Here is a 22,996-nt window from a genome sequence, read left to right as displayed (position 1 = left end):
GCGTGTCAGGATCGACGGAAGAAAACCCGATCCGATAAATGCAATTTTCCTCGCTGTCAAGTACCCAAGTATAAGCGAATGTGTCTATGTCTACCAGTTCAGAATTTATAACTTTGTGCCAATCACAAGTAGCACTATTAACTCAAGGACTGGAAGCTGCCTTGAGTGTTGTGTATTTAACGGAAGAACTGGTAGAGGGCGTCCCAACTAAGCTAAGGCCGGTTGTTGCTTACCCACAGACAGCGGTGGAATGGGAAACGGATGAGATTTCGGCTTTGGGATTTTCCGATCGACCGTTGGCATCCATTCCTCGGTTATTGTCAGCGGCATCTCCGGTTTCTCAGGAGTCCGATGCGGTTTCTGAGACGGGTTCAACGGAATCGGCGGCTGAAGTCGGGAAAGAAGAAACGATTGATGAATTGCAGGCAAAGGCGGGGACATCGCCCCTCCAGCGATCGCTCTTCGCCGATGCTGACCTGAGTAGCTCCTCGCGCCAAATTGTGGTGCCTTTGTTGCATGAAGGTGTGGTGATGGGGTTGCTGGTGACAGCTCGTGAAGATAGACCTTGGAACCAGCGAGAACGAACCGCGATTGAACGGATTGCCGATACACTGGCGAGCGCTTGTATTCTGGATCGGCGTTCCCAATGGTTTGAGCAGCAACTGAGTCAGCAACGTCATCTTCAGGCTCAACAGCGCGATCTCATGGACGATCTGATACATCAGTTTCGCAATCCCATGACCGCCTTACGGACGTTTGGCAAGTTGCTCCTCAGACGATTGGTACCCGGAGATGCGAACCGCGAAGTTGCCAACAGCATCGTGCGTGAAAGCGATCGCTTGCAAGAGTTGCTTCTACAGTTCGATCGGGCAGTGGATATGGACGAAGGAGAGTTAGTGCCTTTGTACGGGCAAATCGCGGATCGTTCTTACGATGCAGTTCCCGTGCCGATTGCCCCGTCTTGTCCGCTTCCCCCAAAAGATGAGGATTTAGGAAATCTCTACTCTCCCTTAGGATTGGAGCCTCAGACAATTCCGACGAGAGCGCTGGCGTTGGAATCCTGCTCGGTGGCGAAAGTTTTGGAACCGCTAGTGGTGACATCCAGCGCGATCGCCCAAGAAAAAAATCTGGATTTATTGGCAGAAATTCCTCCGAATTTGCCGCCAGTACAAGCCAATGCCAAAGTGCTGCGCGAAGTGTTAAGCAATCTGATTGACAATGCTTTGAAGTATACCCCGGCGGGTGGGCAAGTTTACATTCAGGCAGGAAATCGACGACATACTTCTCAAGGAGATTTTCAGGCGATCGCAATTAGCGATACTGGCCCTGGCATTCCCGTGCAAGATAAAGAACATTTGTTTGAGCGACATTACCGAGGCGTTCAGGCAGAAACTGAGATTCCGGGGAGTGGATTGGGTTTAGCGATCGCGAGAGATTTAGTAGAACAAATGCAGGGCGAAATTGAAGTCATTAGCCCCGCCGAACGCAACTGGCTCGATCGCAGTATTCCCCACACTCAAGGACCCGGAACGACCTTTATTGTCTGGTTACTAACTGAAGCCTTAAAGGGCGAAGATGAAGTTTGATAAGTTGCTCTTACATTTATTTGTATTTGAGCTGGTAATGGGTAATCCGATTACTTATCTAGGGCGATCGGTCTGCATGGTATAGCACTCATCAATGATTCGTGAAAACGAGATGCCCGACTTCCTGGAGAAGTTGGGCATCTGAACTGCTGGCATCTCACAACTTAAATAGGATTGTGATAAGACGCCATTTAGAATTAAAAACCCGATTTCTTCTAGAAACCGGGTTTAGAAAATACTTATTTCTTTGTGCCTATCTGCTTAAAGAATGAAGCAATCAGCAGTCAACTAGAATTGCACGCTTCATTCTGCAAATATTACTGCTCTAGCACTAACTCGTCATTTAACCGCAGATTCAGATCCGTATCCGGATCAATCGCAATCAGATCCACTCTATCCCGACCGAGGAACAGTCCGATGAGTCCACCAATTCCCAGACCGCCCAAGACTTCTTCGGTAGCGATCGCTTTGTCACCCGTCACAGCAGAAACCGCAGCAGCAGCAGCAGCACCTAATGCGGCATTCTTGAGGATACCACCAACGCTAGTACCTTTAGTAACGGATTCGGTTTTGGTAATGGTTTGAGAAGTAGCATCGATAGCCACCCGTTGACCGTTCGTGAAAACCAGTTCCTTCGCTACAAACTGAGAGCCTCCCTGAGCCGGTTGCAGTTCACCGACCACTTGGCTGCCAGAGGGGATTAGCACCGTTCCATCAGATGTGGTGATATTTGCTGCTACCGTTAGCGTCAGCGGTGCTCTTTCGTCCTTTGTAACCAGAATTTTTTCTTTCTCGTACCTAACTGGAATAGTGGTTCCAGCCGGAATCGCGACTGTCGTGTCCTCTGGCGGTGTGTCGTTGAGAGAGACAATATAGGGCGAGTTAATTGCCGCTACTTGTCCAGAACTCACCAATGCCTGATAGATGAAAGCTGCTACCTCCGCTCTGGTGGCATTCCGAGTTGGATTCAGCGTCTGGAGAGTCGGATAGTTCACCACAATGCTCTTTTCTGTTGCCGCAGCAATGCTACTGCGAGCATAGGTAGAGATGGAAGAAGCATCGTTATACACTTGCAAATCAGCCGATACGGGATTGCTGGCAGTGTAATTCAAGCCATTCGCCAAGGAAACTAGAACTTGTTCGCGGGGAATATTTTGTGTAGGTCTAAAGACGTTACCGGGATAACCCGACAAAAATCCCATTTCGTAAGCTTCACGAATAGCCGAGTATGCCCAGTAGGTCGATGAAAGATCCACAAAATTAACAGCATTGCGGATTTTATTCTTGTTGAAGGCCTTACGAACCATCGCCGCGAATTGGGCACGAGTCACCGGATCGTTGGGTCGAAACGTACCATCAGGGAACCCGGCAATTACATCACGTTGTGCCAGTTCTTGAATAAAACTAGCAGCCCAGTAGCTTGAGGATACATCACTAAAATTGATAGCTTGAGCAACAGCTGGTGCCGGTGACATAATTGTTTCTACTAGGGGAGCCATCGAACCTGCCGACATTCCCAGCATTAGTAGTAAAGCTGTTCCAGATTTCAAGCGCTTTAAGTTAGACATTGAGAACTTCTCCACTTTTCGCATTCCTTTGATTATTTAGACCTAAGATTACCTGATAGGTTCCTAGAAATTTCAATCTCAACAAATTTATTTACTGCCGTGACAGATTATAGAGATATAGACAGTTTCAGCGGAAAGTTCTGGACTGCCTAAGAAGGAAAGACGCATATTTTGCAAAAATAGTTGCTTGTTGTAGAAAAAATTGGCTTCCGGAGCCTCTAGAAGCCGATCACAATATAGATTGGGAATGCAAAAAAAAGGCACGCTATGTGTAGCGTGCCCTAACTTGTGGAATGATGATGTCAAAATTCGGGTCTTTATCTATTAGTCTTAAAGCTAGTTCTGATGGTCAACCCACCGACGGTAGAGTTTTTGAATCGCTTTGAGGACAGGACTAGGGGCTGACTTCTGAGAGGCACTGTTGGGATCTAGAAGCTGTAATCGAGTCAGGAGTTTAGCTTCCTCAATCGCTACCTCGCCATCGCTATAAATTAAAGCGCTGAGGGCTTCGATGAGGCGCTGGTAATCGTCGGTGCTGGGGCGATCGCCTAAATAATCTTGCACCCAATTGTAGACCTCGCTTGGGCTTACAGCTACGAGTTCATACAACAAAGGCTGAATCTCTGGATCGTCAGCAATGCCCTTTTCCTTCGCCACTCGCTGAAGATATTGCCGTTCCTCTGACTGAATTTTGCCATCAATCCAAGCTGCGCCGATGAGAATTTTAACAAGCTGTTTAACACTAGAATTGGCTACCATTGGCTTTTTCCTTATTTCCCCTAACAGATTAATCCATCAGCAGATTTCTGCAACCACAACTACCATAGAGGTTTAGCTATTTTTCTTCTGTAGCCGCACCATAAAGAATCCATCCATTTGATGCCGGTGGGGCCAGACTTCGATCCATCCAGCAGGGGTAGTATAAGCTGCCGCTGGTGAATTGGGGTTGGGGGGCAAAATCTGCCACTGGGGGTAACGCTCTAAAAAAGCGCGAACAACACCTTCATTCTCCAATGGATGCAAGGTACAAGTTGCATAAACCAGAATGCCATTCGGTTTAACCCAGGTAGCCACTCGATCTAATAGTTCGCCTTGCAGAATTGAAAGTTCCTGAACTGTCTGTAGAGTTTGCCGCCAACGGGCGTCAGCATGACGATGTAGCGTCCCCAGTCCAGAGCAGGGGGCATCGAGTAATACCCTATCAGCTTGATTAATAAACTGGGGTAGGTTGCGGCTGTCCCCCTCCTGAATTTGAATCGAGTGCAAACTTAACCGTTTGGCATTTTCTTGCAGTTTCCGGAGACGGGAAGCAGTCTTGTCACACGCCCAAACAGTTCCCCGATCTTCCATCAATTCTGCGATGTGCGTTGTCTTTCCCCCTGGTGCTGCACAGGCATCAATGACTACTTCGCCCGGTTGGGGATCTAGCAGATAACTGACTAGCTGGGCACTACTATCTTGTACCGTCCACCAACCTTCGCTAAAACCAGGTAAATTTTGAATTGCACCTGTGCCACCAGTTAGCCTCAAAGCTTGCGGTAGATGGGGCACGCGACTCACTGAGATATCCGCAGCTTGCAGTGCTGCCTCAACTTTCTCTATCTCAGCGCGAAGGAGATTGACCCGCAAGTCAATTGCTGGGGTTTGGTTCATCCATTCACACAGCTGTTCCGTTTCTTCTAAACCCAGACGTTCTAGCCATACTTCAATAATCCAGTCGGGATAGCTGTGTAAGATGCCTAATCGTTCAACTGGGTTTTTTGGCAGATGTAGCGGGTCAGATTCTAAGTTCTGAACTTCCCCTCCCCGGTTCCCCTGCTTTTTGCCTTCCGCTAGACGAATATACTGTCGCAATAGACCATTGACAAAGCCGGAAAGCCCAGAAAATCCGTTTTCTTTGGCTAATTGCACGGTAGTATTCACAGCTGCCGACACAGGAATTCGGTCTTGATAACGAAGTTGATATAAGCCTAGATGCAGAATTGCTCGGAGGTCTAGGGGTTGTTGGTGGGCTTTCTTTTTACCTAGATGGTCGATGAGTGCATCGAGCGATCGCTGTCTTCTCACACTCCCATAAACTAACTCTGTCACTAACCGCCGATCGGTAGCACTTAAGTCTGCTTGGCGCAGCAGTCGGTCGAGTGCTACGTCAGCAAAAGCGCCTTTACGGTGGACATCTCGAAGTGCCAGAAATGCTATTTGACGAGGATTTTGCATACTAAATAGTATGCGTTAGCAGATACATTTGGAAGCATTGCTGTCTCACTTTGACTCAGCCGGTTTCTCTTTATGTTTTCATTAAAACAACGATTTACACGTTCCCTTCAACTGTCTGTGTCACTCTCTTGATTGTCCCAGCGACCGCCACAAGGCTTCAGGAGACGCAGAAAACTCCTGTTAGCCTTTCAAACCCCATTTTTTCTCAGACAGAACGTCTCTGCTTTTTCTGGAAACAACTCACAAGGGCTTGTTTCCACTTAATGTCACTCCAAGTATTGACACACCACCTCACCAGTTTTCTGCTGACGGCTTTCTACAGTAGAGAACGTAAGTAATTAGTCATTCATCCATCTCAGAAACAAAATGTACCGCATCCGTAAATCAGCTTTATTTTCTTTTTGCTTGTTATTAATAGTTTCGGGTATCAGTGCTTGTGACACTCAAGTTACAGATGCCGCACCCTCCTCAGAAACACCCAAAGTCGTAACCGAATCATCAACCAAACCCTCGACCGAACCAACTCAGCCCCAATCAAGCTTAGAGGTATCTTCTTCAGAAAAAACCGCTCAAACTAAACAAGCTGTTCAAAGCAGCTTCGAGCCGGTGAAAGCAACTCCAAAAAAGGTAAAAGTCTTTTTTCCTAAAAACCCCCAAAGCGGGCAAGATTTCACTTATGTTGAGCCAGTTTGGCGAACAACAAACAGTCCGAGTACAGCCCAGTTTGCCATTGAGCAATTAATCGCAGGGCCTACAAGTCAGGAAAAAGCTCGTGGTTTAATCGACCCTATTGAATTCAAGGGCAGTTCCAACTGCGGCAAAGATTTTACGATTTCCATCACGAATGGAATTGCTAAACTGAAATTCTGTAAGTCGGTAATTTCAGGAGGTACTGGAGATGATGCTCGTCAAAAATTCTCTATTAATACCACCCTTAAGCAATTTCCAACTGTCAACTCAGTTATTATTCTGGATAGAAACGGCAAATGCTTAAACGATCAAAGTGGCGAGAATACTTGTCTAAAGAAAGCCGAAAAACTGACAACTGAATCGGGGCTATCGATTGACGGACTTGGGTCAGTTAAAATTAACATGACTGTTGCTGAGGCATCAGGCGTTGCTGGGACTCCAATCGTGCCATCCCGGCAAAATCCCAATCGCGTCTGTGACTATTACAAGCCAGCAAATGGGCCTGAGGGTGTTACTTTCATGGTCACTCAAGGTCGTATCGCTACGGTAGAAGTTGAAACCAATAAAATTACCACTGTTCATGGTATCAAAGTTGACGATACAGAAAGCACGATTAAGTCTGCCTATCCCGGACAAATTCAGGTAAGTCGTCTTCTCAACAGCGAAAAAGGTAAAGCCTGGGTCGTTCAACCAAGCAGCTTTGCTAACAAAGACTTCCGTCTCGTTTTTGTCTCTCCGAATGGCGAGACTGTATCGCGCATGATTGCTGGTAAAGTTCCAGAAGTTAATTATGCAGAAGGCTGTCTTGATGTTCGCCCTGGTTGATAGGGTTTTAGTGTAAATTTGTTAACCCAGCTACCAAAACTAGCTGGGTTTCGCGTTTTAGTGGAAGGTGGGAGAGCGATCGCGCTTTTTCCCATCTGCCAAAAGTAAAGATTTAAGAAGTTGAACCGCGAAGATGCTGAAGATGCTAAGGACGCGAAGGAAGAGAAATAAAGAGCGATCGCGCTTCCATTTTTCTCCATCTGCGCCTAGCTGAGATAATTCAGTTTTTGTAAAACTCTAGCGCTATATCAGCAAAAACCCTCTGATGAACTGACCAGAGGGCTAAAAAGGCTAATTATTAAGGAATATTGAACTTACTGAATAACTAAGGTTTGTAAATTCTACCATTAGGCATCTTTGCCCCAGTTAGGTCAGCTCCTGTCAAGTCCACCCCACCTAATTTGGCCCCTTGAAGATTCGCTCCCATCATGTTTGCCTTGCTGAAATTTACTCCGTTCAGATTAGCTTCACTGAGATTATCACCAGTCAAAGCTACTTGATGTAAATCCGGTTCTAATAGCTCAAGTAAATCCTGTTTGCTCAAAATCGGCGTAGCTTGGAACCAGCCACCCCCAGTTAGGTTAGTCTTGACTAAAGCTACTAAGTCTTGCTTGCTCAACTTGATCCCACTCAAGTCTACGCCGCTAAGGTTGACTCCTTTCAGGTTGGCTCCAGTTAGAGTTGCCCCACTGAAATCTGCGCCACTCAGATTAGCTCCACTAAGTTTGGCTTGAGTAAGATTCGCTCCGCTAAGATTTGCCTCTGTCAAATTTTTACCCTGTAGGTTTGTGTCTGTCAGGTCTTTTTCACTGCGGGTTTTACCTTCAGATTTTACTAATACTGTTCCTCGATCTCCTTTCTGATCGCAACCAGTGACAATCCAACCACTGCAATCATCGGCTCTAGCCTGCTCAGGCGAGCTTATCATGCCGACAATCAGAAGCAATGTAACTAGGCAAACCGAAATTAGTTTTTTGGCGGGTTGAAAAAACATGTCTTGCATGGCAGTTCTTCTATGGAGCTGGTGTTGAACAAAACTGGCAAAAAGCTGTGAATCTTGGCTGGCAACCTCTAAAGTATTGTGGGAGGAGCCACCTTAGTTTAAAAGCCGAAACTTAATAATGACCTCAGTAGATTCCGCAAACCATAAAAAAGCCAAAGCCCTCAAACCCTCTAGCCGTCGCCCTGCTAAAGAACTCTGTAGCGAGTGTGGGCTATGCGACACATACTATATTCACTATGTCAAGGAAGCGTGTGCATTTCTTAATCAGCAGATAGCGGAACTAGAAGAAGAAATCCACGGAAGAAGCCGCAATCTGGATAATGCCGATGATTGGTATTTTGGGGTTAGTCAAGAGATGATGGCGGCGCGTAAAACTGAGCCAATCGAGGGGGCGCAGTGGACGGGAATTGTCAGCACCATTGCCATTGAAATGCTCAATCGCGGCATGGTTGAGGGCGTTGTCTGCGTCCAGAATACTAAGGAAGATAGATTTCAGCCGATGCCGATAATCGCTCGCACGCCAGAAGAAATTCTGGCAGCGCGGGTGAATAAACCAACGCTGTCGCCTAATCTTTCCGTTTTGGAGCAAATCGAGCAATCTGGGATGAAGCGGCTGTTGGTAATTGGTGTTGGTTGCCAAATTCAAGCATTACGAGCCGTTGAGAAGGAACTGGGATTAGAAAAGCTTTACGTTTTGGGTACGCCCTGTGTCGATAATGTTAACCGCGCCGGGTTGAAAAAATTCTTGGAAACCACTAGCCGTTCCCCGGATACAGTGGTGCATTACGAGTTTATGCAAGATTTCCGGGTTCACTTCAAGCATGAAGATGGCTCTACGGAAATGGTGCCTTTCTTTGGACTGAAGACAAACCAGTTAAAGGATGTTTTCGCTCCTTCTTGTATGAGCTGCTTTGATTATGTGAATTCTCTGGCAGATTTAGTCGTAGGTTATATGGGCGCACCCTTTGGCTGGCAGTGGATTGTGGTGCGGAATGACACTGGCAAAGAAATGCTGGATTTGGTGCAAGATCAGATAGACACGCAGCCAGTGATGTCCCACGGAAACCGCAAAGAAGCGGTACAACAAAGTATTCCCGCTTACGATAAAGGCGTTACTCTCCCGATGTGGGCGGCAAAGCTGATGGGAGTCGTGATTGAAAAAATTGGCCCCAAAGGTTTAGAGTATGCCCGTTTCTCAATTGATTCCCACTTCACCCGCAATTATTTGTATGTGAAGCGCAATCACCCGGAGAAGTTAGAGGCGCACGTACCAGAATATGCCAAGCGAATTGTCGGGCAGTATAAATTGCCGGAATCTTGAAGGTTTCGCGCCAAGACGCAAAAGCGCAAAGTTTTTCTTGGCGTCTTGGTGCGAAATTATTCTAAGCTGGCCCCACAGCTTCAATTGCGGCTTCTAGCGCGATCGCTACATGAGTCCAATGGGTTCCCCCTTGAGAAAATACAACGTATGGCTCTCGCAGCGGCCCATCGGATGACAATTCAGAGGTGCTGCCTTCAATAAACGTACCTCCAGCCATCACGAGCTGGCTCTCATATCCCGGCATATCACCGGGTATGGGATCGACATAGGAATCGATAGGCGAGTGCTGTTGAATGGCTCGACAAAAGGCAATCATCTTCTCACGCGAACCCAATTTGATGGCTTGAATCACGTCTCGACGGGGTGCCATTGGTAAAGGATTCACTGCATAACCCAGCCGATCGAAAACGTAAGCCGTCAGGTGATTTCCTTTCATGGCTTCCCCGACCATTTGCGGTGCGAGGAACAATCCTTGGAACATCAGGCGATGTTGATCGAAACTGGCACCGCCACTACTACCAATCCCGGGTGCAGTCAAACGACAGGCAGCGGCTTCTACTAAGTCTGCCCGCCCCGCAACATAGCCGCCAGCGGTTACGATAGTACCACCAGGATTTTTAATCAAAGAACCAGCCATTAGATCGGCACCGATAGCGGTGGGTTCCTGTTCTTCAATAAATTCCCCGTAACAATTATCGACAAAGCAAACTGTGTTGGGATTTTGTTGTTTAACCAGGAAAACAATTTTTTCGATGTCGGTAATCGAAAGACTGGGACGCCAGGAATAGCCGCAGGAACGCTGGATTAAGACGAGACGGGTGCGATCGCTAACTCCTGTCGCCAGCGCTTGCCAATCAATAATTCCTTCTTCCGTAAGAGCCAATTCTTTGTAACTAACGCCAAAATCAAGTAAGGAGCCTTGGCCTTGCCCACGCAAACCAATAACTTCTTCTAGCGTGTCATAGGGGGCACCGACCACTGCCAGCATTTCATCTCCAGGACGAAGAACGCCAAATAAGGCACAGGCGATCGCATGAGTACCGGACACAAACTGCACTCGAACCGCAGCAGCTTCGGCACCCATCACGTCCGCAAATACCCGATCGAGCGTCTGACGCCCTAAATCATCGTGACCGTAGCCGGTGACACCAGCGAAATGGTGCGCCCCCACCCGATGGTGACGAAAGGCTTCCAGCACTCGTTTAAGATTTTGCTTGACTGTTGCGTCAATTGCGGAAAAAATCGGAAACAGTACCTTTTCTGCTTCCTGTAGCTGTTGAAAGCTGTTCATCAATACCTGGAGAAAGAGATTTCTTATTTATTTTAGATTTTGGAGCTTTTGGCAATGTAAAAATTTGCATTTCCAGTAAAAGCAGGGCAAACAAGCCGCCCTTACAAGACCAAGATCAAAATCCCAAATCCAATAGCAGGTTGGGCTGCACAATTTTTATCAAGGTTACTGCATGACTGTTGCGACCACAACTAAAGATCAAGAACAGGTGAGACAAGACTCGCCTCTCCGTCCTGATTGGGTCATTATTATCTACATGGCTGCGTTACACATCGCAGCGCTTTTCGCCCTATTTCCCAGTAACTTCAGTTGGGCTGCGGTTGGTGTCGCCGTCTTTTTCCACTGGGTAACGGGTGGCTTGGGAATTACGCTGGGATTTCATCGTCTGGTAACGCATCGTAGTTTCCAAACCCCTAAGTGGTTAGAATACTTCTTTGTTCTCTGCGGCACCCTTTCCTGCCAAGGAGGTCCGATTAACTGGATAGGCATACATCGCCTCCATCATTTGCACTCGGATGAAAACTTAGATCCTCATGATTCCAACAAAGGTTTTTGGTGGAGTCACATGGGCTGGATGCTTTATCAAAACCCTGCGGATACAGACATCCCTCGGGTTACTAAAGATATTTCTGGCGATCCGGTTTATCAGTTTTTACAAAAATATTTCATTCCCATTCAGGTTGTCTTAGGTTTAATTCTTTACGCCTTGGGCGGTTGGCCTTTTGTGGTTTGGGGAATTTTTGTTCGGATCGTTGCAGTGTTTCACTGCACTTGGTTTGTCAACAGTGCAACGCATAAATTTGGCTATCGCACTTACGAATCTGAGGATCGCTCGACTAATTGTTGGTGGGTGGCTTTACTCACCTATGGCGAAGGTTGGCACAACAACCACCATGCTTTTCAATATTCCGCTCGACATGGCTTAAAGTGGTGGGAAATTGACCTAACGTGGATGACCATTCAATTTCTTCAGTCGCTCGGTTTAGCCTCAAAGGTAAAACTGGTCGAAGAAAGTAAACAATAAACAGTAAAAAGGCAAAAGAAAGCGGAGAGAAGGATAAAGGATGAAGCAGTTTTTCCCTTCATCCTTCTCTCTTTTGCCTTTTTAGTTGTGTCCCTGCACGACGTGCTTAACGGTGGTAAAAGATTCTAAGCCAATCGGCCCTCGGCGATGTCCTTTTTGGTTAGACATTCCCAGAAATAAGGAGTCTCCGCCCTTGGGGTTACGCGAAAATCGGGGAGAAGAATTGAGATAGACTGAGGCACTATTAACGCCGAGAGCAAATTGGCGGCTTTCTTGATAGGATTCAGAAACTAGACAGTCGGCGTGACCGCTGCTGTATTGATTAATACAAATAATGGCTTCCTCGATACTCTCTACCAGTTTAAAAGCCACAATCTTATCAAGATAGGCTTGACTCCACTCTAATTCATCAGCTAGTTTCAAATCTGGAAATTGTGTCACCAAATCCCTATCTCCTCTGAGCTGAAACCCTTTTTCCTTTAGGCTGTTCCAAAGCATCGTCAGAGATGAAGGTTTGCAAGCCGGATGAATCAAAACCTTTTCAATCGCATTAACAGGGTCTGGCTCGCTTTGATGACTGTCTAAAATTGCGTTCCGAGCCATCTCTAAGCTACCCGTAGGCGACCAATAGAGGTAGCAGTTTCCCATCGCCGACTTCAAGACGGGTGCAGTTGAGAGCTGGATCACTTTTTGGACTAAACTAGGGCGACCATAGGGAATCACCAAATTAATGTATCGGTCTTGAATGACTAAATCCCGAATGGAAGCACCTTGCTCTGATGGTAGTAGCTCCAGACAACCCGGTGGCATACCTGCTCGTTCTAAGGCTGATTGTAAAACTTGGGCAATGACTGTATTCGAGTGACTGGCTTCACTTCCACCTCGGAGAATCAGGCTGTTGCCAGTTTTCAGACACATCCCGGCAGCGATCGCTCCTAGCTCCGGAAAGGCTTCGTAAATCAATGCAATGACTCCCAGCGGCATTAGCTGAGAGTAAGTTTGCGAGTGTTCTAGCTGATAAGTCGCGTTCATCACCCGCCGGATCGGATCGGACAACTCAGCTAACCGTTGCAAAATGTGGATGGTGGTTTGCAGCCGCTCAGGTGTCAGCTTCAGCCAATCTAAAATCAGCTCATGTGCTGCCATTTCGCGACTGGCTTCCAGATCCAGGGTGTTTGCTTCCAAAATATCGTCTAAGGATCTCTGAAGTGCCTGCGCCATCGCGGCGACAGCACGGCTGCGCTCTACTCCCTTGGTAGTTGCCAATTCCAGGGAAGCTTCATAAGCGCGACGAACAGCGTTCATTGGGTCGGGGGTCGGAGTAATATCGTTGATTGCCATTGGGCTAACGTCGGTGAGTCAGCCAGATGATCAGCGCTGGCACCAATAGCGCCAACACGCTCACCATCGCACACAGCACAATAATGATACCAGGAGGGGCGGGAGGTGAAATCTGAGCTAAGCAAAGCCCTGCGATCAGTACCACCGCAATGATTCCTAAGGAAACAGGTAGGTAGCTGTCCCCAAGCCCTGGATGAGCAGTACTCCAGCGATGACCCGTCCACCGCCACGATCGCTTGTAGGGATAGCTTGTAGACAGTTGTTCGATCGCATACCCACTCTCTTCAACCACGAAGATTTGCTGACAGCGATCGCAGCCAAACGCTTCTGTCAGCGTAATCGGTACTAAACGCCCTCTACGTCGGCATGGGCACGGGTAATCGTTATTTAAGTCAATCTTCTGATCTTTCTGAGATGGCACAAGCGCTATTTAAACAAAGATATGAAAGTGTTAACTTAAGATTTTCGGAACCGGGTTCGTCTGTTAGACTTTTTTTAGTTTGCACCTAGCAACCGCTTTTGTTCGGACTGGGTACGACTGAATGCCTTTAAAGACACAGACAATCTAGGCGAATTTTAACACTGTAAACCTTTGCCTAGAAATGCTCCGACTTATAGATAATCAGATATTTCCTCTCTACCTCTGAAGACCTACGCCTGGAGAAAGAGCTACTTCTTATATGATTTTAACCTTATATGATTTTAACCAGAAGAGCGGGTAACGCGATTCGAACGCGCGACATTCACCTTGGCAAGGTGACGCTCTACCACTGAGCTATACCCGCAAAACTTTATCTTTATCTAGATTCTCAAAATTTTCAGCATCTGTCAACTATCTTTTTTAATCATTTCATTAACCACCCAATGAAATTTGAAGTTAGCGAGAGTGGGAGCGCTTGGTGAAGCGATTTCTGCGGGGAGGCGAGGAAGGAATTCCTGACTCTGTATTTTGATGCTTTCCGGCTCCTCTTCCCTGAACTCACCCAGCTTCCGGACGCAACACCGTAGAATGAAGAAGTATGTAGTTAGTTGAATTAATTATTAATATGCCTGTTTTTGCGGCGATCGCAGTCTTAGCGCTTTTGATTGTGGTACATGAGCTGGGTCATTTCATGGCAGCTCGTCTTCAAGGAATTCACGTCAACCGCTTCTCCCTCGGTTTTGGCCCGATCCTCTGGAAGTACCAGGGACCGGAAACCGAATATGCCATCCGGGCTTTTCCCCTAGGCGGATTTGTCGGTTTCCCTGATGATGACCCCGACAGTGATATTCCTCCAGAAGACCCTAATCTATTACGCAACCGACCCATTCTCGATAGAGCCATTGTCATTAGCGCTGGTGTCATCGCCAACTTGCTATTTGCTTACTTACTGCTAGCGACTCAACTGGGTCTAGTGGGCGTTCAGGAATTTAATTATCAGCCTGGTGTCCTGGTTCCCCAAGTCGCCTCAGACGTAAGTTCTGCTGCACTCAAGGCTGGCATCAAAGCAGGAGACATTATTCTCTTAGCAGACGGTCAACCACTGAAAGCCTCCAAGGAAGCCATTCCAAAGCTTATGGAGGTGATTCAAAACAATCCCAACCAGCCGATCCCCCTGAGCGTTGAACGTCAAGGTCAAATCATTTCCCTGACCGTGACACCGCAACCCGGAAGCGACGGGAAAGGTCGAATCGGTGTCCAGCTAGCTCCTAGCGGCAAAGTAGTGCGTCGGCACCTCAAGAATCCTGTAGAAGTTTTGACCACTGCGGCTACGAAGTACCAAGAATTTGTCGTTTTAACGGCTCAGGGCTTTGTACAACTGATCAGTAACTTTGGCGAAACAGCAGATCAGGTTGCTGGGCCGGTTAAAATTGTCGAACTTGGTGCCAGTATTGCCAAGTCAGACGCGGCGAATCTGTTTCAGTTTGCTGCCTTGATCAGCATTAACCTTGCGATTATCAACATTTTGCCGCTACCGGCTCTCGATGGTGGTCAGCTAGCTTTCTTATTGATTGAAGGCTTGCGGGGTAAACCGTTGCCGACTCAAATCCAAGATGGCATTATGCAAACTGGTTTGATGTTGCTTCTGGGTTTGGGAATTTTCTTGATTGTTCGAGACACTGCTAACCTGGAGTGGGTTCAAAAACTCTTGCAATGAACGCAGTTATCTATCGTTTTTAACAATGGATAACTGACCTGTACGGGCGCAGGGTCATGCGCCCCTACCAACTAGACAATTGACGATTTATGAACATTACCCGTACATGGTCAGTTAAGCAGCAGCGTGCTTTGGAGATTTTGATTCGCCTGAAGCGATTGTATCCAGACGCACCCTGTACGCTGAACTACGAGACGCCGGTACAGTTATTGGTCGCAACCATTCTCTCCGCTCAATGTACCGATGAACGGGTGAATCAAGTAACTCCCTCCTTATTTTCTCGGTTTCCCGACGCCCCAGCTTTGGCAAACGCTGATATTGCTGAGTTGGAAACCCTGATCCGTTCAACCGGCTTTTATCGCAATAAAGCTAAAAATATTCAAGGTGCCTGCGTCCTGATTGTGGAGAAATTTAAAGGACAGGTGCCAAAACGAATGGAATTGTTGCTGGAATTACCAGGAGTAGCGCGAAAGACGGCGAATGTCGTTCTGGCTCACGCTTACGGCATCAATCAAGGCGTGACAGTGGATACTCATGTGAAGCGCCTCAGCTACCGATTGGGTTTGACAGAACATACAGACCCAGTGCGGATAGAGCGAGATTTAATGAGACTATTGCCCCTAGAGGATTGGGAAAACTGGTCAATTCGGTTGGTCTATCATGGTCGGGCAATTTGTAAAGCCAAAAATCCGGTGTGCCATGCTTGTGTCCTTGCGGATTTGTGTCCTTCTGCTAATTTGTCGCCCTCAGATTCTGTGAATATTAGCCTCGCCACATCTCCTCAAATTGTGGAAGCTTCTAATTGATACCATCCGCTAGAATGGAGAATGGTGTCTTTATTGCTGGAACAAAGTAGGATAATTCATGGCTAAAAAGAGCATGATTGAGCGGGAGAAAAAACGCCAGAAGCTGGTAGATAAGTATGCCGCTAAGCGTGAAACGTTGCAGGAAGCATTTGAGAATGCAACAACCCAACAACAGAAGCTGACGATTCATCGGCAGATACAGCAACTGCCGCGCAACAGTGCGCCCACACGACTGCGGAATCGCTGCTGGGTGACTGGGCGTCCTAGAGGCGTATACCGGGATTTTGGTCTGTCTCGCAACGTTATGCGGGAATGGGCACACCAAGGCCTGTTGCCGGGAGTTGTCAAGTCTAGCTGGTAGTCTTTAGTCTTTAGTCTTTAGTCTTTAGTTGATTGCGTTTGACCAATGACTATTGACTATTGACTATTGACCGCAACAGCGGTCGATGCCAAGACTGTCTAAGAGCAATTCACTGACCGCATTCGCGATCGCAAACTCGCTATAAAAACTTCTGGAAAAATCAAACGCCTGCATCTCTGTCAGAATGGCAATCACCAGGGAACCCAGGTCGTTTTCCCCTTCCATCCGCTGGCGGACATAAATCTGGGAAGCTCGTTGGGCAATCTCTTGATTGACAGCCTCTGGAATAAACTCTTCATCGAGCCACTTGTGTAATGCGCTTTGCAGCCATTTGCCCTCCTGTTGAGGATCTTCGGCTGGTGGTAAGGTGATCGGTGGGATGGGTTGAGACATTTTCACGTATCAGCTTTTCGCTTCTCAGCTTTTAAATTTCAGATGCCGACTCAATGATTCTAAAAGTTGGGGCAGTATTTTAGATATTAAGGTGGTATCTCATCAGGACATCTATGCAGCCATTTGTGGCTGTCAGAGATATACATAGATCGGATAATACGTCATTAACCCGCTTGGATTGAGTGCATGGAGTTTGATATTCCCACCATTATTCAGGGGTATGCCCAAGGCTACTTCCTGATGGCGGATGACGACAATGGCTTGGGATGGTATTCCAGTCGTCAGAGAACACTCGTTCCCCTCGATGAGCAGTTTCGCTACCCGAAGTCACTGCGGCGTGTTCTCAACCAAGAACGCTTTACTGTTGCCGTCAATCGGGATTTCCAGGGTGTAGTGGCTGGGTGTGCGGATCGAGAAACAACGTGGATCTCCCCAGAACTCCAAGAGATTTATTTGGCACTCTATGAAGAGGGTTGGGCTTATAGCTTCGAGACTTGGCAAGGAGAGGAACTGGCTGGGGGAATTTTAGGACTTGTCATCGGGGGCGCGTTTATTGGGGAATCTATGTTCTACCGGATTCCAGAGGGGTCCAAGGTGGCAATGGTGAAGTTGGTGGAAAGATTGCGATCGCGCAATTTTGCTTTCTTTGACGCCCAAATGATGAATCCCCATTTAGAGCGCTTTGGTGCCTACATCATTGACGATTCACAATATCAAGTCCTGTTACGGAAAGCGTTGCAGCGTCGGTGTTCTTTAGTATAGCCGCAGCCAGCGGGTGTGTCCTACCGAGCAAAACTTTTATCGAATCATGAGCAGGCTAAAACTTGTCAAAGACTTGAAATTCTGGTTGATAGCGATCGCGGCAGGCTTAATTACAATTCATCTTACTTTGACTTGGAGGAGTGGCAATACTGAATTGCTGAGTACAAGCTTCTTATTTTGGGCTGCGGTATCATCTCTACTTTGGCAGAAACGGGACGGATTAGAGCTGAAAAGCGACGCTTTTTCTAGCATTTTTGGGTTCGCACTGATTAGTTTGGTACTTTTTAAAAGTCTTTACCCCGGCTATGGTTTTACCCTTCATGTTACACCTTTAATTTCAATGCTGGGCTTGGGTTTAATTGCCTCTGGGGTTAAAGGATTAAAGCAGTATTGGCGGGAATTGCTACTCCTGGCTTTTTTCGTCTTAAATCAAGAATTAATATTGAAAGTTTTCAATGTATCTTTATTAACCGCTAAACTTACATCTGTTATTCTTTGGTTTTTAGGATTCCCCGTTGTGCAGCAAGGGGAGATTTTAAGTTTGCCAACTGGGTCTGTACAAATTGGCGGAGCTTGTGCCGGTGTAGGTACTATCCTTCAGCTATTGGGGTTAGCTTTAGTTGTTTTACTCATTTTTCCAACTAAATTAAAGGAAAAGATTTTATTACCATTCGTTGCTGTCATCGTAGCCTTTACGCTAAATGGGATACGGGTGGCTTTGATGACGGTTTTGGCAGGGTTATCAAATAAAGAAGCTTTTGAATATTGGCATCTTGGTGATGGTTCTGTAATCTTTTCTATGATTTCTGTATTTATTTTCGGATTAATTTGTCGATTTTGGCTGTTAAAAGCAGGTAGCGAGAAGGAGAATTCTGTAGAATTTTAATTGCAGCTATAGCAGTCCTGTAATGATGTGTGAAAGCAAGATCCCCGACAACTCTTACGAAGTCGGGGATCGGAAAGATTGGAATCCCACAACTAAAACAGGATCGCTATATTTTTGGCTGCTGAAGCTTAATGTAGCGGTAAAAAAGTGAACTGGGATTAATTTCGAGGCGGAGTGCTTTTCAAACCCTTCAACCGCTTCCAGGCAAAGTACATCCCCAGCATGAGAACAGCTAAAATGTTGCCTAAGATTTGGCTGGGTTCGGGTACTGGATCAGGGGCTGAGGATTGAGTAGATGGCTGTGCTGGGCTAGATAGCGGCACGCTGTTGGCTGCTGACGGTGCTGGCTGGGAAAAGGGCACTTTGCTAGCTACAGGTTTGGTAGCTACTAGCGCTGGCTGGGAAAAGGGCATTTTGCTAGCAGTAGGTTTGCTAGCTACTAACGCTTTACTAGGTGGTGGCGCTTGGCTGAGTAGCGGCACGTTACCGTTTTGCCGAGACGTTGCTTCGGCGTTCATACCCTCTGGCGTTTCTACCGGCACTTGCACCTGCTGAGTTTTCTTGGGATCGACTCGCACTTCTTCCGTGACAGCGACAAAGGAGGTGTATTGCGACAACAACCGATAAGCTAGCGCGGTATCAGTAACGGCTTTGACATTATTTGGGTTTTCACCAGCATAGATTTCATTCATCAAATCTTTAATCCGGGCGCGTCCCCAAAGTTGAGCGATCGCGCTATTGCCACCGCCGTCAAATTCAATCGGTAACTTCTTCTCATAGCGTTTGCCACCCGCGACGATTCCAGTAATTCGCAAAGTTCCCTTAGCGCGATCGCCTTTGCGTCCAAACAACACCAAAGGCTGATTGGCAAACAAATCAGGGGGTTTGGTCGGATAGATTTGCGGTGCTTTTCCACTCCCTTCCCAGTTCACTTCAATATTCGTTAGTACGGGATTATTGATTTGTTGGGAGAACTTTTCGACAACTTTTTGGGCGGATTCCCTAGGGGGAACGACTTCTGAAGTGCCCCGTCCTTCCTCTGCCAAACGATCGATCAAGAAGCGGTTCACTGAAGAACCAACACCGAAACTATAAAGACGATTTCCCGGCTTCAGCCGCTTTTTAATTTCTGCGATCGCTTGCTGGTCTTGATCGATCAAACCGTCAGTAATCAAGACAATACTCCGCAGGCGTCCTTCTGGCGCGGCGGGGAAATTCAACACAGTTTGAATGCCATTAAATAACTCGGTGCCACCGTTAGCATCTAGGCGATTGATATAATTTAGGGCTTTCTCACGGTTTTGCGGCGTATTCGGTAAAGGTATAGGAGATAGCTGCGTCGCGCTATCGGAAAAATCAACAACATTAAAGGTATCGCCGGGGTTGAGTCCATTGATAAACCGGCGCATCAGTTCCTTTGATTGCTCAATTGGCGGTCCACTTTGAGAGCCAGAAGTATCCATGAGAAATACCACATCTTTGGGTACAATCTCATTACTTTGATATTCCACGGCTGGAATTAAATAGGTGGCAAAGTGACCGCCGCGTTCATCCGCCTCTGATAATACTGTGGACTGGGTTTGGGCACTCGATACCTGATAACGTAAAATCAGGTCTTTATTCGGAATTGCGTTTTCCTTGCTCAATTCAACCCGCATGATGCGACCATCTTGAGTGGTACGGATTTGATGAGAAGGCGATCGCACTTCTTTGACTGGCACCCCGGCTTCTATTTCTACTGTTACGCCAATATCTTGCCCAGAACGGCTTCCGGCTGGTAACGTCGGCGGATTTATCTGCGAAGTGTCGGTAAGGTTTGTATTGCCTTGATTATTCGTTGAATTTCCTGAGCTGTAACGTGGTCCTACCACCATTGGGAAGACAAATTCATAGTTACCTTTTTCAAACTTCAGGCTTTCACTGTAGCGAATTGTGACATCGATTTTTTCGCCTGGTTTGATGTTAGCCAAGGACTGAGTAAAAATATTGTCTCGTTCTTGGTCTAATAATGCAGCAGTTTTTCCTTCTTGTTTGGCTTGTTCGTAAATTTGCTTTGCTTCTTCGCGTTTTTTGATGACGCCTCGGATGATGCGATCGCCTACTTTTATTTCCATGTCATCCACTGCCGCTTCATCGGGGAGTGGAAATTTATAGACAGCTTCTAAGGGATTATTAAAGGGATTTTCAAAGGTCTGCGTTACCTCCACCCGCGACACATTCCCTGTAACTTTCGCTACCACTTCCGTATGTTTCAACGGAAACACTTGCTGCTGTCCATCCACAATGGCGAATAAGCTGCCTTCCGTCAGAGATGGTTGTTTCTCAATTTGCTGAGTCACCATCTCTACCACAGGCGAAGCTAAGTACCGCACTCCCGCATATCCAAACAATAGGAAGGCACCGGCTATCAGCCATTTTTTCTTAGAATTACGTTTAGTAGTTGGGAGCGATCGCCCATTCAAATCTTGCAACACTTCATCTGCTGATTGATAGCGCCGCTTCGTACCTGTTTGCAGCATTTTGTCGAGAATGCTACCGAACTGTTTACTTACTGGTGTCTTTAGAAAATGTCGCCAAACCCAGGTATCTTCACTCGTATCGCTCAGATCGAAAGGAGGAATTTGAGTGAGCAAATGGATACAAGTAACACCCAAACTATACACATCGCTGGCAAAAATCGCTTTCCCTTTTACTTGTTCGGGAGCCGTATACGCAGCAGAACCGATGACCGTTCCGGTTCTGCCTAGCATCGTCTCAGTCGCATACTTTGCTGCGCCAAAATCGACTAACACGAGTTTGCCATCTCGACGGTTGCGGATGATATTTTCGGGTTTAATATCCCGGTGAATCATCTGTTGACTGTGGACAAATTGCAACACTGGCAGCAAACTTTGCAGGAGTTGCCGAATTTCTACTTCTTTAAACGGCCCTTTTTTGGTTAATTCTTGAGCTAAGTTTTCTCCATCGATAAACTGTTGCACTAAATACTGATGGTCATCTTGCTCAAAATATGCCAGCAGTTCGGGAATTTGATGATGTTTCCCAACAACCTCTAAGCGAGTTGCCTCTTGACGGAATAACTCTGCTGCTTTTTGGCGATTATTAGTTCCTTGTTGTTGAGGAAAAAACTGTTTAATCACACAGCGCGGTTCCGATGGCTGGGATATATCCACAGCCAGGAAAGTTCTCCCCATACCTCCTTGACCAATCGGTTTAATCGCACGATAGCGATCGCTCAGCAGTAATTGCGATCCGCAACTTTCGCAGATTGCGGCATTTCCAGGATTTTCTGGCTGCTTACAATTAGGATTCAGGCAATAACACCGACGTCGATCGTGAGCTGTGCTTTTTTGAGGCGGGAAGGTCGTCATAGCAGCCCTTTTTCAAAACCGTTCACGCCATTCTAGCCATTTCATTTCTAAAATTAATATGAAGAATCGGCTAGAAACGCTCTCAGCGCAAGGTTTTGAGCTTTGTAGGAAGATAAACTTCTCCAAGTAGTACGGCAGAAGTTGCGCCGGTAACTTGGGGAAGATTGCCAGGGATGCCTAACTGACGCCAATATGCCAAAACAGCGAAAGCGATCGCTTCTTTGAAATCAGCATTCACACCTGCTTCATCCGTTGTCAACACTGGCACGGGTTGCAAAGTCGCTTGTAGGCGCTCTTTTAAGTAGAGGTTGCGGCTACCACCGCCACACAATAACACCTCGTCAGGCATCTGCGGCAGGAAAGTGCGGTAGCTATGAACAATTGACGCAGCAGTGAGTTCAGTCAGCGTTGCCAGTAGGTCAGCGCTACTCAACTCATAAGCAGAGGCATCTGCGATACACTGCCGGAGATAGGTGTAGCTAAATAGCTCTCGACCCGTTGATTTGGGCGGTTGCTGCTGGAAGTAGTCTTGATGGAGCCATTGCTCTACTAAATTGTTGCAGATTGTGCCTGCTGCGGCCCATGCTCCATCTTGATCGTAGGTTTTGGCTCCATTTGTTAAATACTGCACCGCCAGGTCTAGAAGCGCATTTCCCGGCCCGGTGTCCCAGCCTCGAATATTTTCTAGCCAGCTGCCCCGACGCGCCGGTAGGTAAGTGACATTCCCGATACCGCCAATATTTTGGACACATCGGTACTTGTCAGGGTGGCTCAATAAATAAGCATCTACTGCTGGCACCATAGGCGCACCTTGTCCACCGGCGGCAATATCCGCCGCCCGGAAATTACTTACTGTGGGAATGCCCGTCAGGTGGGCAATCAAGGCACCCCGACCTAATTGCAGGCTGTAACCTAAAGGAGTGCTGAGGATGGATGACTGAGGACTGAGTGAAGGGTCGAGGACTGAGGACTGAGGACTGAGTGAAGGATTGAGGATAAAAGATGAAGTCTCTTCTTTTCCCTGTCTCCCCTGCTCTGTGGGCGGGCGATGAAAAACAGTTTGTCCGTGAGAGCCAATTAACTCGGCTGGGGGGTTGCCATTTTGAATGTTTTGGGCTGCTTGAGCGAAGGTGGAAGCGATCGCATCATCTAATTGGGCAAATTCTTCCATTGACAAGGATGCACCGCCACAAACCTCTAGAATTTGCTTTGAGAGCGCATCTGGATAAGGATAGGTGGCTCCTGCTAGTAGAGTCACTTTTATATCTAAGTCTTTACCAGAAATTTCTACTAAAGCGGCGTCAATACCATCTACCGACGTGCCGCTAATTAAACCAATTACACGCATAATTCAGAGAAATTAAAAATTATAAGGTACGGAAATCGCACAGCTGGCAGAAGAACGCGCTGAAC

The 22,996-nt window shown here is 47.1% G+C and carries 18 protein-coding genes, 1 tRNA gene and 2 pseudogenes; 9 read left to right on the top strand and 12 right to left on the bottom strand.

Annotation, left to right across the window (positions count from 1 at the left end; all coding sequences use genetic code 11):
• The first annotated feature begins 86 nt into the window (after positions 1-86).
• Positions 87-1,586, top strand: a complete 1,500-nt coding sequence (locus NDA06_RS03605) for a GAF domain-containing sensor histidine kinase (RefSeq protein WP_190985345.1) — start codon at positions 87-89, stop codon at positions 1,584-1,586.
• A gap of 317 nt (positions 1,587-1,903) precedes the next feature.
• Here NDA06_RS03605 and NDA06_RS03600 read toward each other — a convergent pair whose 3' ends face one another.
• The 3 genes from NDA06_RS03600 to NDA06_RS03590 form a co-directional block, all read right to left on the bottom strand.
• Positions 1,904-3,154, bottom strand: coding sequence for an S-layer homology domain-containing protein (locus tag NDA06_RS03600; RefSeq protein WP_190414415.1), 1,251 nt, complete (start codon positions 3,152-3,154; stop codon positions 1,904-1,906).
• A 336-nt stretch (positions 3,155-3,490) separates the two neighbouring features.
• Positions 3,491-3,913, bottom strand: a complete 423-nt coding sequence (locus NDA06_RS03595; protein ID WP_190414416.1) for a TerB family tellurite resistance protein — start codon at positions 3,911-3,913, stop codon at positions 3,491-3,493.
• 72 nt (positions 3,914-3,985) lie between these two features.
• Positions 3,986-5,371, bottom strand: coding sequence for a 16S rRNA (cytosine(967)-C(5))-methyltransferase (locus tag NDA06_RS03590; protein ID WP_190985344.1), 1,386 nt, complete (start codon positions 5,369-5,371; stop codon positions 3,986-3,988).
• A gap of 366 nt (positions 5,372-5,737) precedes the next feature.
• Between NDA06_RS03590 and NDA06_RS03585 the strand changes: the two genes are divergently transcribed.
• On the top strand, positions 5,738-6,886 hold the full coding sequence (locus NDA06_RS03585; RefSeq protein WP_190985343.1) for a GerMN domain-containing protein: 1,149 nt from the start codon (positions 5,738-5,740) through the stop codon (positions 6,884-6,886).
• Positions 6,887-7,211: 325 nt separating this feature from the next.
• Here the strand turns inward: NDA06_RS03585 and NDA06_RS03580 are convergent, their stop codons facing one another.
• Positions 7,212-7,889, bottom strand: a complete 678-nt coding sequence (locus NDA06_RS03580) for a pentapeptide repeat-containing protein (protein ID WP_190676434.1) — start codon at positions 7,887-7,889, stop codon at positions 7,212-7,214.
• Positions 7,890-8,007: 118 nt separating this feature from the next.
• Between NDA06_RS03580 and NDA06_RS03575 the strand changes: the two genes are divergently transcribed.
• A complete protein-coding gene (locus tag NDA06_RS03575) occupies positions 8,008-9,210 on the top strand; it encodes a Coenzyme F420 hydrogenase/dehydrogenase, beta subunit C-terminal domain (protein ID WP_190676431.1) in 1,203 nt (400 codons plus the stop codon).
• 61 nt (positions 9,211-9,271) lie between these two features.
• Here NDA06_RS03575 and NDA06_RS03570 read toward each other — a convergent pair whose 3' ends face one another.
• On the bottom strand, positions 9,272-10,501 hold the full coding sequence (locus NDA06_RS03570; protein ID WP_190985342.1) for a methionine gamma-lyase family protein: 1,230 nt from the start codon (positions 10,499-10,501) through the stop codon (positions 9,272-9,274).
• 172 nt (positions 10,502-10,673) lie between these two features.
• Between NDA06_RS03570 and NDA06_RS03565 the strand changes: the two genes are divergently transcribed.
• Positions 10,674-11,525, top strand: a complete 852-nt coding sequence (locus tag NDA06_RS03565; RefSeq protein ID WP_190414423.1) for an acyl-CoA desaturase — start codon at positions 10,674-10,676, stop codon at positions 11,523-11,525.
• Between the two features lie 81 nt (positions 11,526-11,606).
• Here the strand turns inward: NDA06_RS03565 and NDA06_RS03560 are convergent, their stop codons facing one another.
• The 3 genes from NDA06_RS03560 to NDA06_RS03550 all read right to left on the bottom strand — a co-directional run bounded on the left by NDA06_RS03560 (position 11,607) and on the right by NDA06_RS03550 (position 13,651).
• Positions 11,607-12,866 (bottom strand): glutamate-5-semialdehyde dehydrogenase, encoded by a 1,260-nt coding sequence (locus NDA06_RS03560; RefSeq protein ID WP_190414424.1) that lies wholly within the window; start codon positions 12,864-12,866, stop codon positions 11,607-11,609.
• A gap of 4 nt (positions 12,867-12,870) precedes the next feature.
• Positions 12,871-13,287 carry a hypothetical protein gene (locus NDA06_RS03555; RefSeq protein WP_190414425.1) on the bottom strand — a complete coding sequence of 139 codons (417 nt, stop codon included), beginning with the start codon at positions 13,285-13,287 and terminating at the stop codon, positions 12,871-12,873.
• 292 nt (positions 13,288-13,579) lie between these two features.
• A tRNA-Gly gene (locus NDA06_RS03550) sits at positions 13,580-13,651 on the bottom strand.
• A gap of 261 nt (positions 13,652-13,912) precedes the next feature.
• On the opposite strand from NDA06_RS03550, the gene rseP reads away from it, so the two are divergent.
• The 3 genes from rseP to rpsN all read left to right on the top strand — a co-directional run bounded on the left by rseP (position 13,913) and on the right by rpsN (position 16,171).
• Positions 13,913-15,004, top strand: a complete 1,092-nt coding sequence (gene rseP / locus NDA06_RS03545) for an RIP metalloprotease RseP (protein ID WP_190429329.1) — start codon at positions 13,913-13,915, stop codon at positions 15,002-15,004.
• An 89-nt stretch (positions 15,005-15,093) separates the two neighbouring features.
• On the top strand, positions 15,094-15,810 hold the full coding sequence (gene nth, locus NDA06_RS03540; protein WP_190985341.1) for an endonuclease III: 717 nt from the start codon (positions 15,094-15,096) through the stop codon (positions 15,808-15,810).
• Between the two features lie 58 nt (positions 15,811-15,868).
• Complete coding sequence (gene rpsN, locus NDA06_RS03535) at positions 15,869-16,171, top strand: 30S ribosomal protein S14 (RefSeq protein ID WP_190414428.1); 303 nt, start codon at positions 15,869-15,871, stop codon at positions 16,169-16,171.
• A 63-nt stretch (positions 16,172-16,234) separates the two neighbouring features.
• Here rpsN and NDA06_RS03530 read toward each other — a convergent pair whose 3' ends face one another.
• Entirely contained in the window at positions 16,235-16,564 is a 330-nt protein-coding gene (locus NDA06_RS03530) for a hypothetical protein (RefSeq protein WP_190985340.1), read from the bottom strand.
• Positions 16,565-16,750: 186 nt separating this feature from the next.
• On the opposite strand from NDA06_RS03530, the gene aat reads away from it, so the two are divergent.
• A complete protein-coding gene (gene aat, locus NDA06_RS03525) occupies positions 16,751-17,326 on the top strand; it encodes a leucyl/phenylalanyl-tRNA--protein transferase (RefSeq protein ID WP_190985339.1) in 576 nt (191 codons plus the stop codon).
• Between the two features lie 46 nt (positions 17,327-17,372).
• A complete protein-coding gene (gene crtA, locus NDA06_RS03520) occupies positions 17,373-18,212 on the top strand; it encodes a cyanoexosortase A (protein WP_190433381.1) in 840 nt (279 codons plus the stop codon).
• 506 nt (positions 18,213-18,718) lie between these two features.
• Here crtA and NDA06_RS03515 read toward each other — a convergent pair.
• From NDA06_RS03515 to NDA06_RS03505, 3 genes and pseudogenes are all read right to left on the bottom strand, one after another.
• Positions 18,719-20,551: pseudogene (locus NDA06_RS03515) on the bottom strand (VIT domain-containing protein); the annotation flags it as partial.
• 138 nt (positions 20,552-20,689) lie between these two features.
• Positions 20,690-21,583, bottom strand: a pseudogene (locus NDA06_RS03510) (serine/threonine-protein kinase); the annotation flags it as partial.
• An 82-nt stretch (positions 21,584-21,665) separates the two neighbouring features.
• A complete protein-coding gene (locus tag NDA06_RS03505) occupies positions 21,666-22,931 on the bottom strand; it encodes an anhydro-N-acetylmuramic acid kinase (RefSeq protein WP_190985337.1) in 1,266 nt (421 codons plus the stop codon).
• Between the last annotated feature and the right edge of the window lie 65 nt (positions 22,932-22,996).

The organism is Trichocoleus sp. ST-U1, assembly GCF_039961835.1.
Taxonomy (GTDB): domain Bacteria; phylum Cyanobacteriota; class Cyanobacteriia; order Cyanobacteriales; family FACHB-T130; genus FACHB-T130.
Note: the sequence above shows the minus strand (reverse complement) of the source record. Positions and strands in the feature narration are given on the sequence as shown.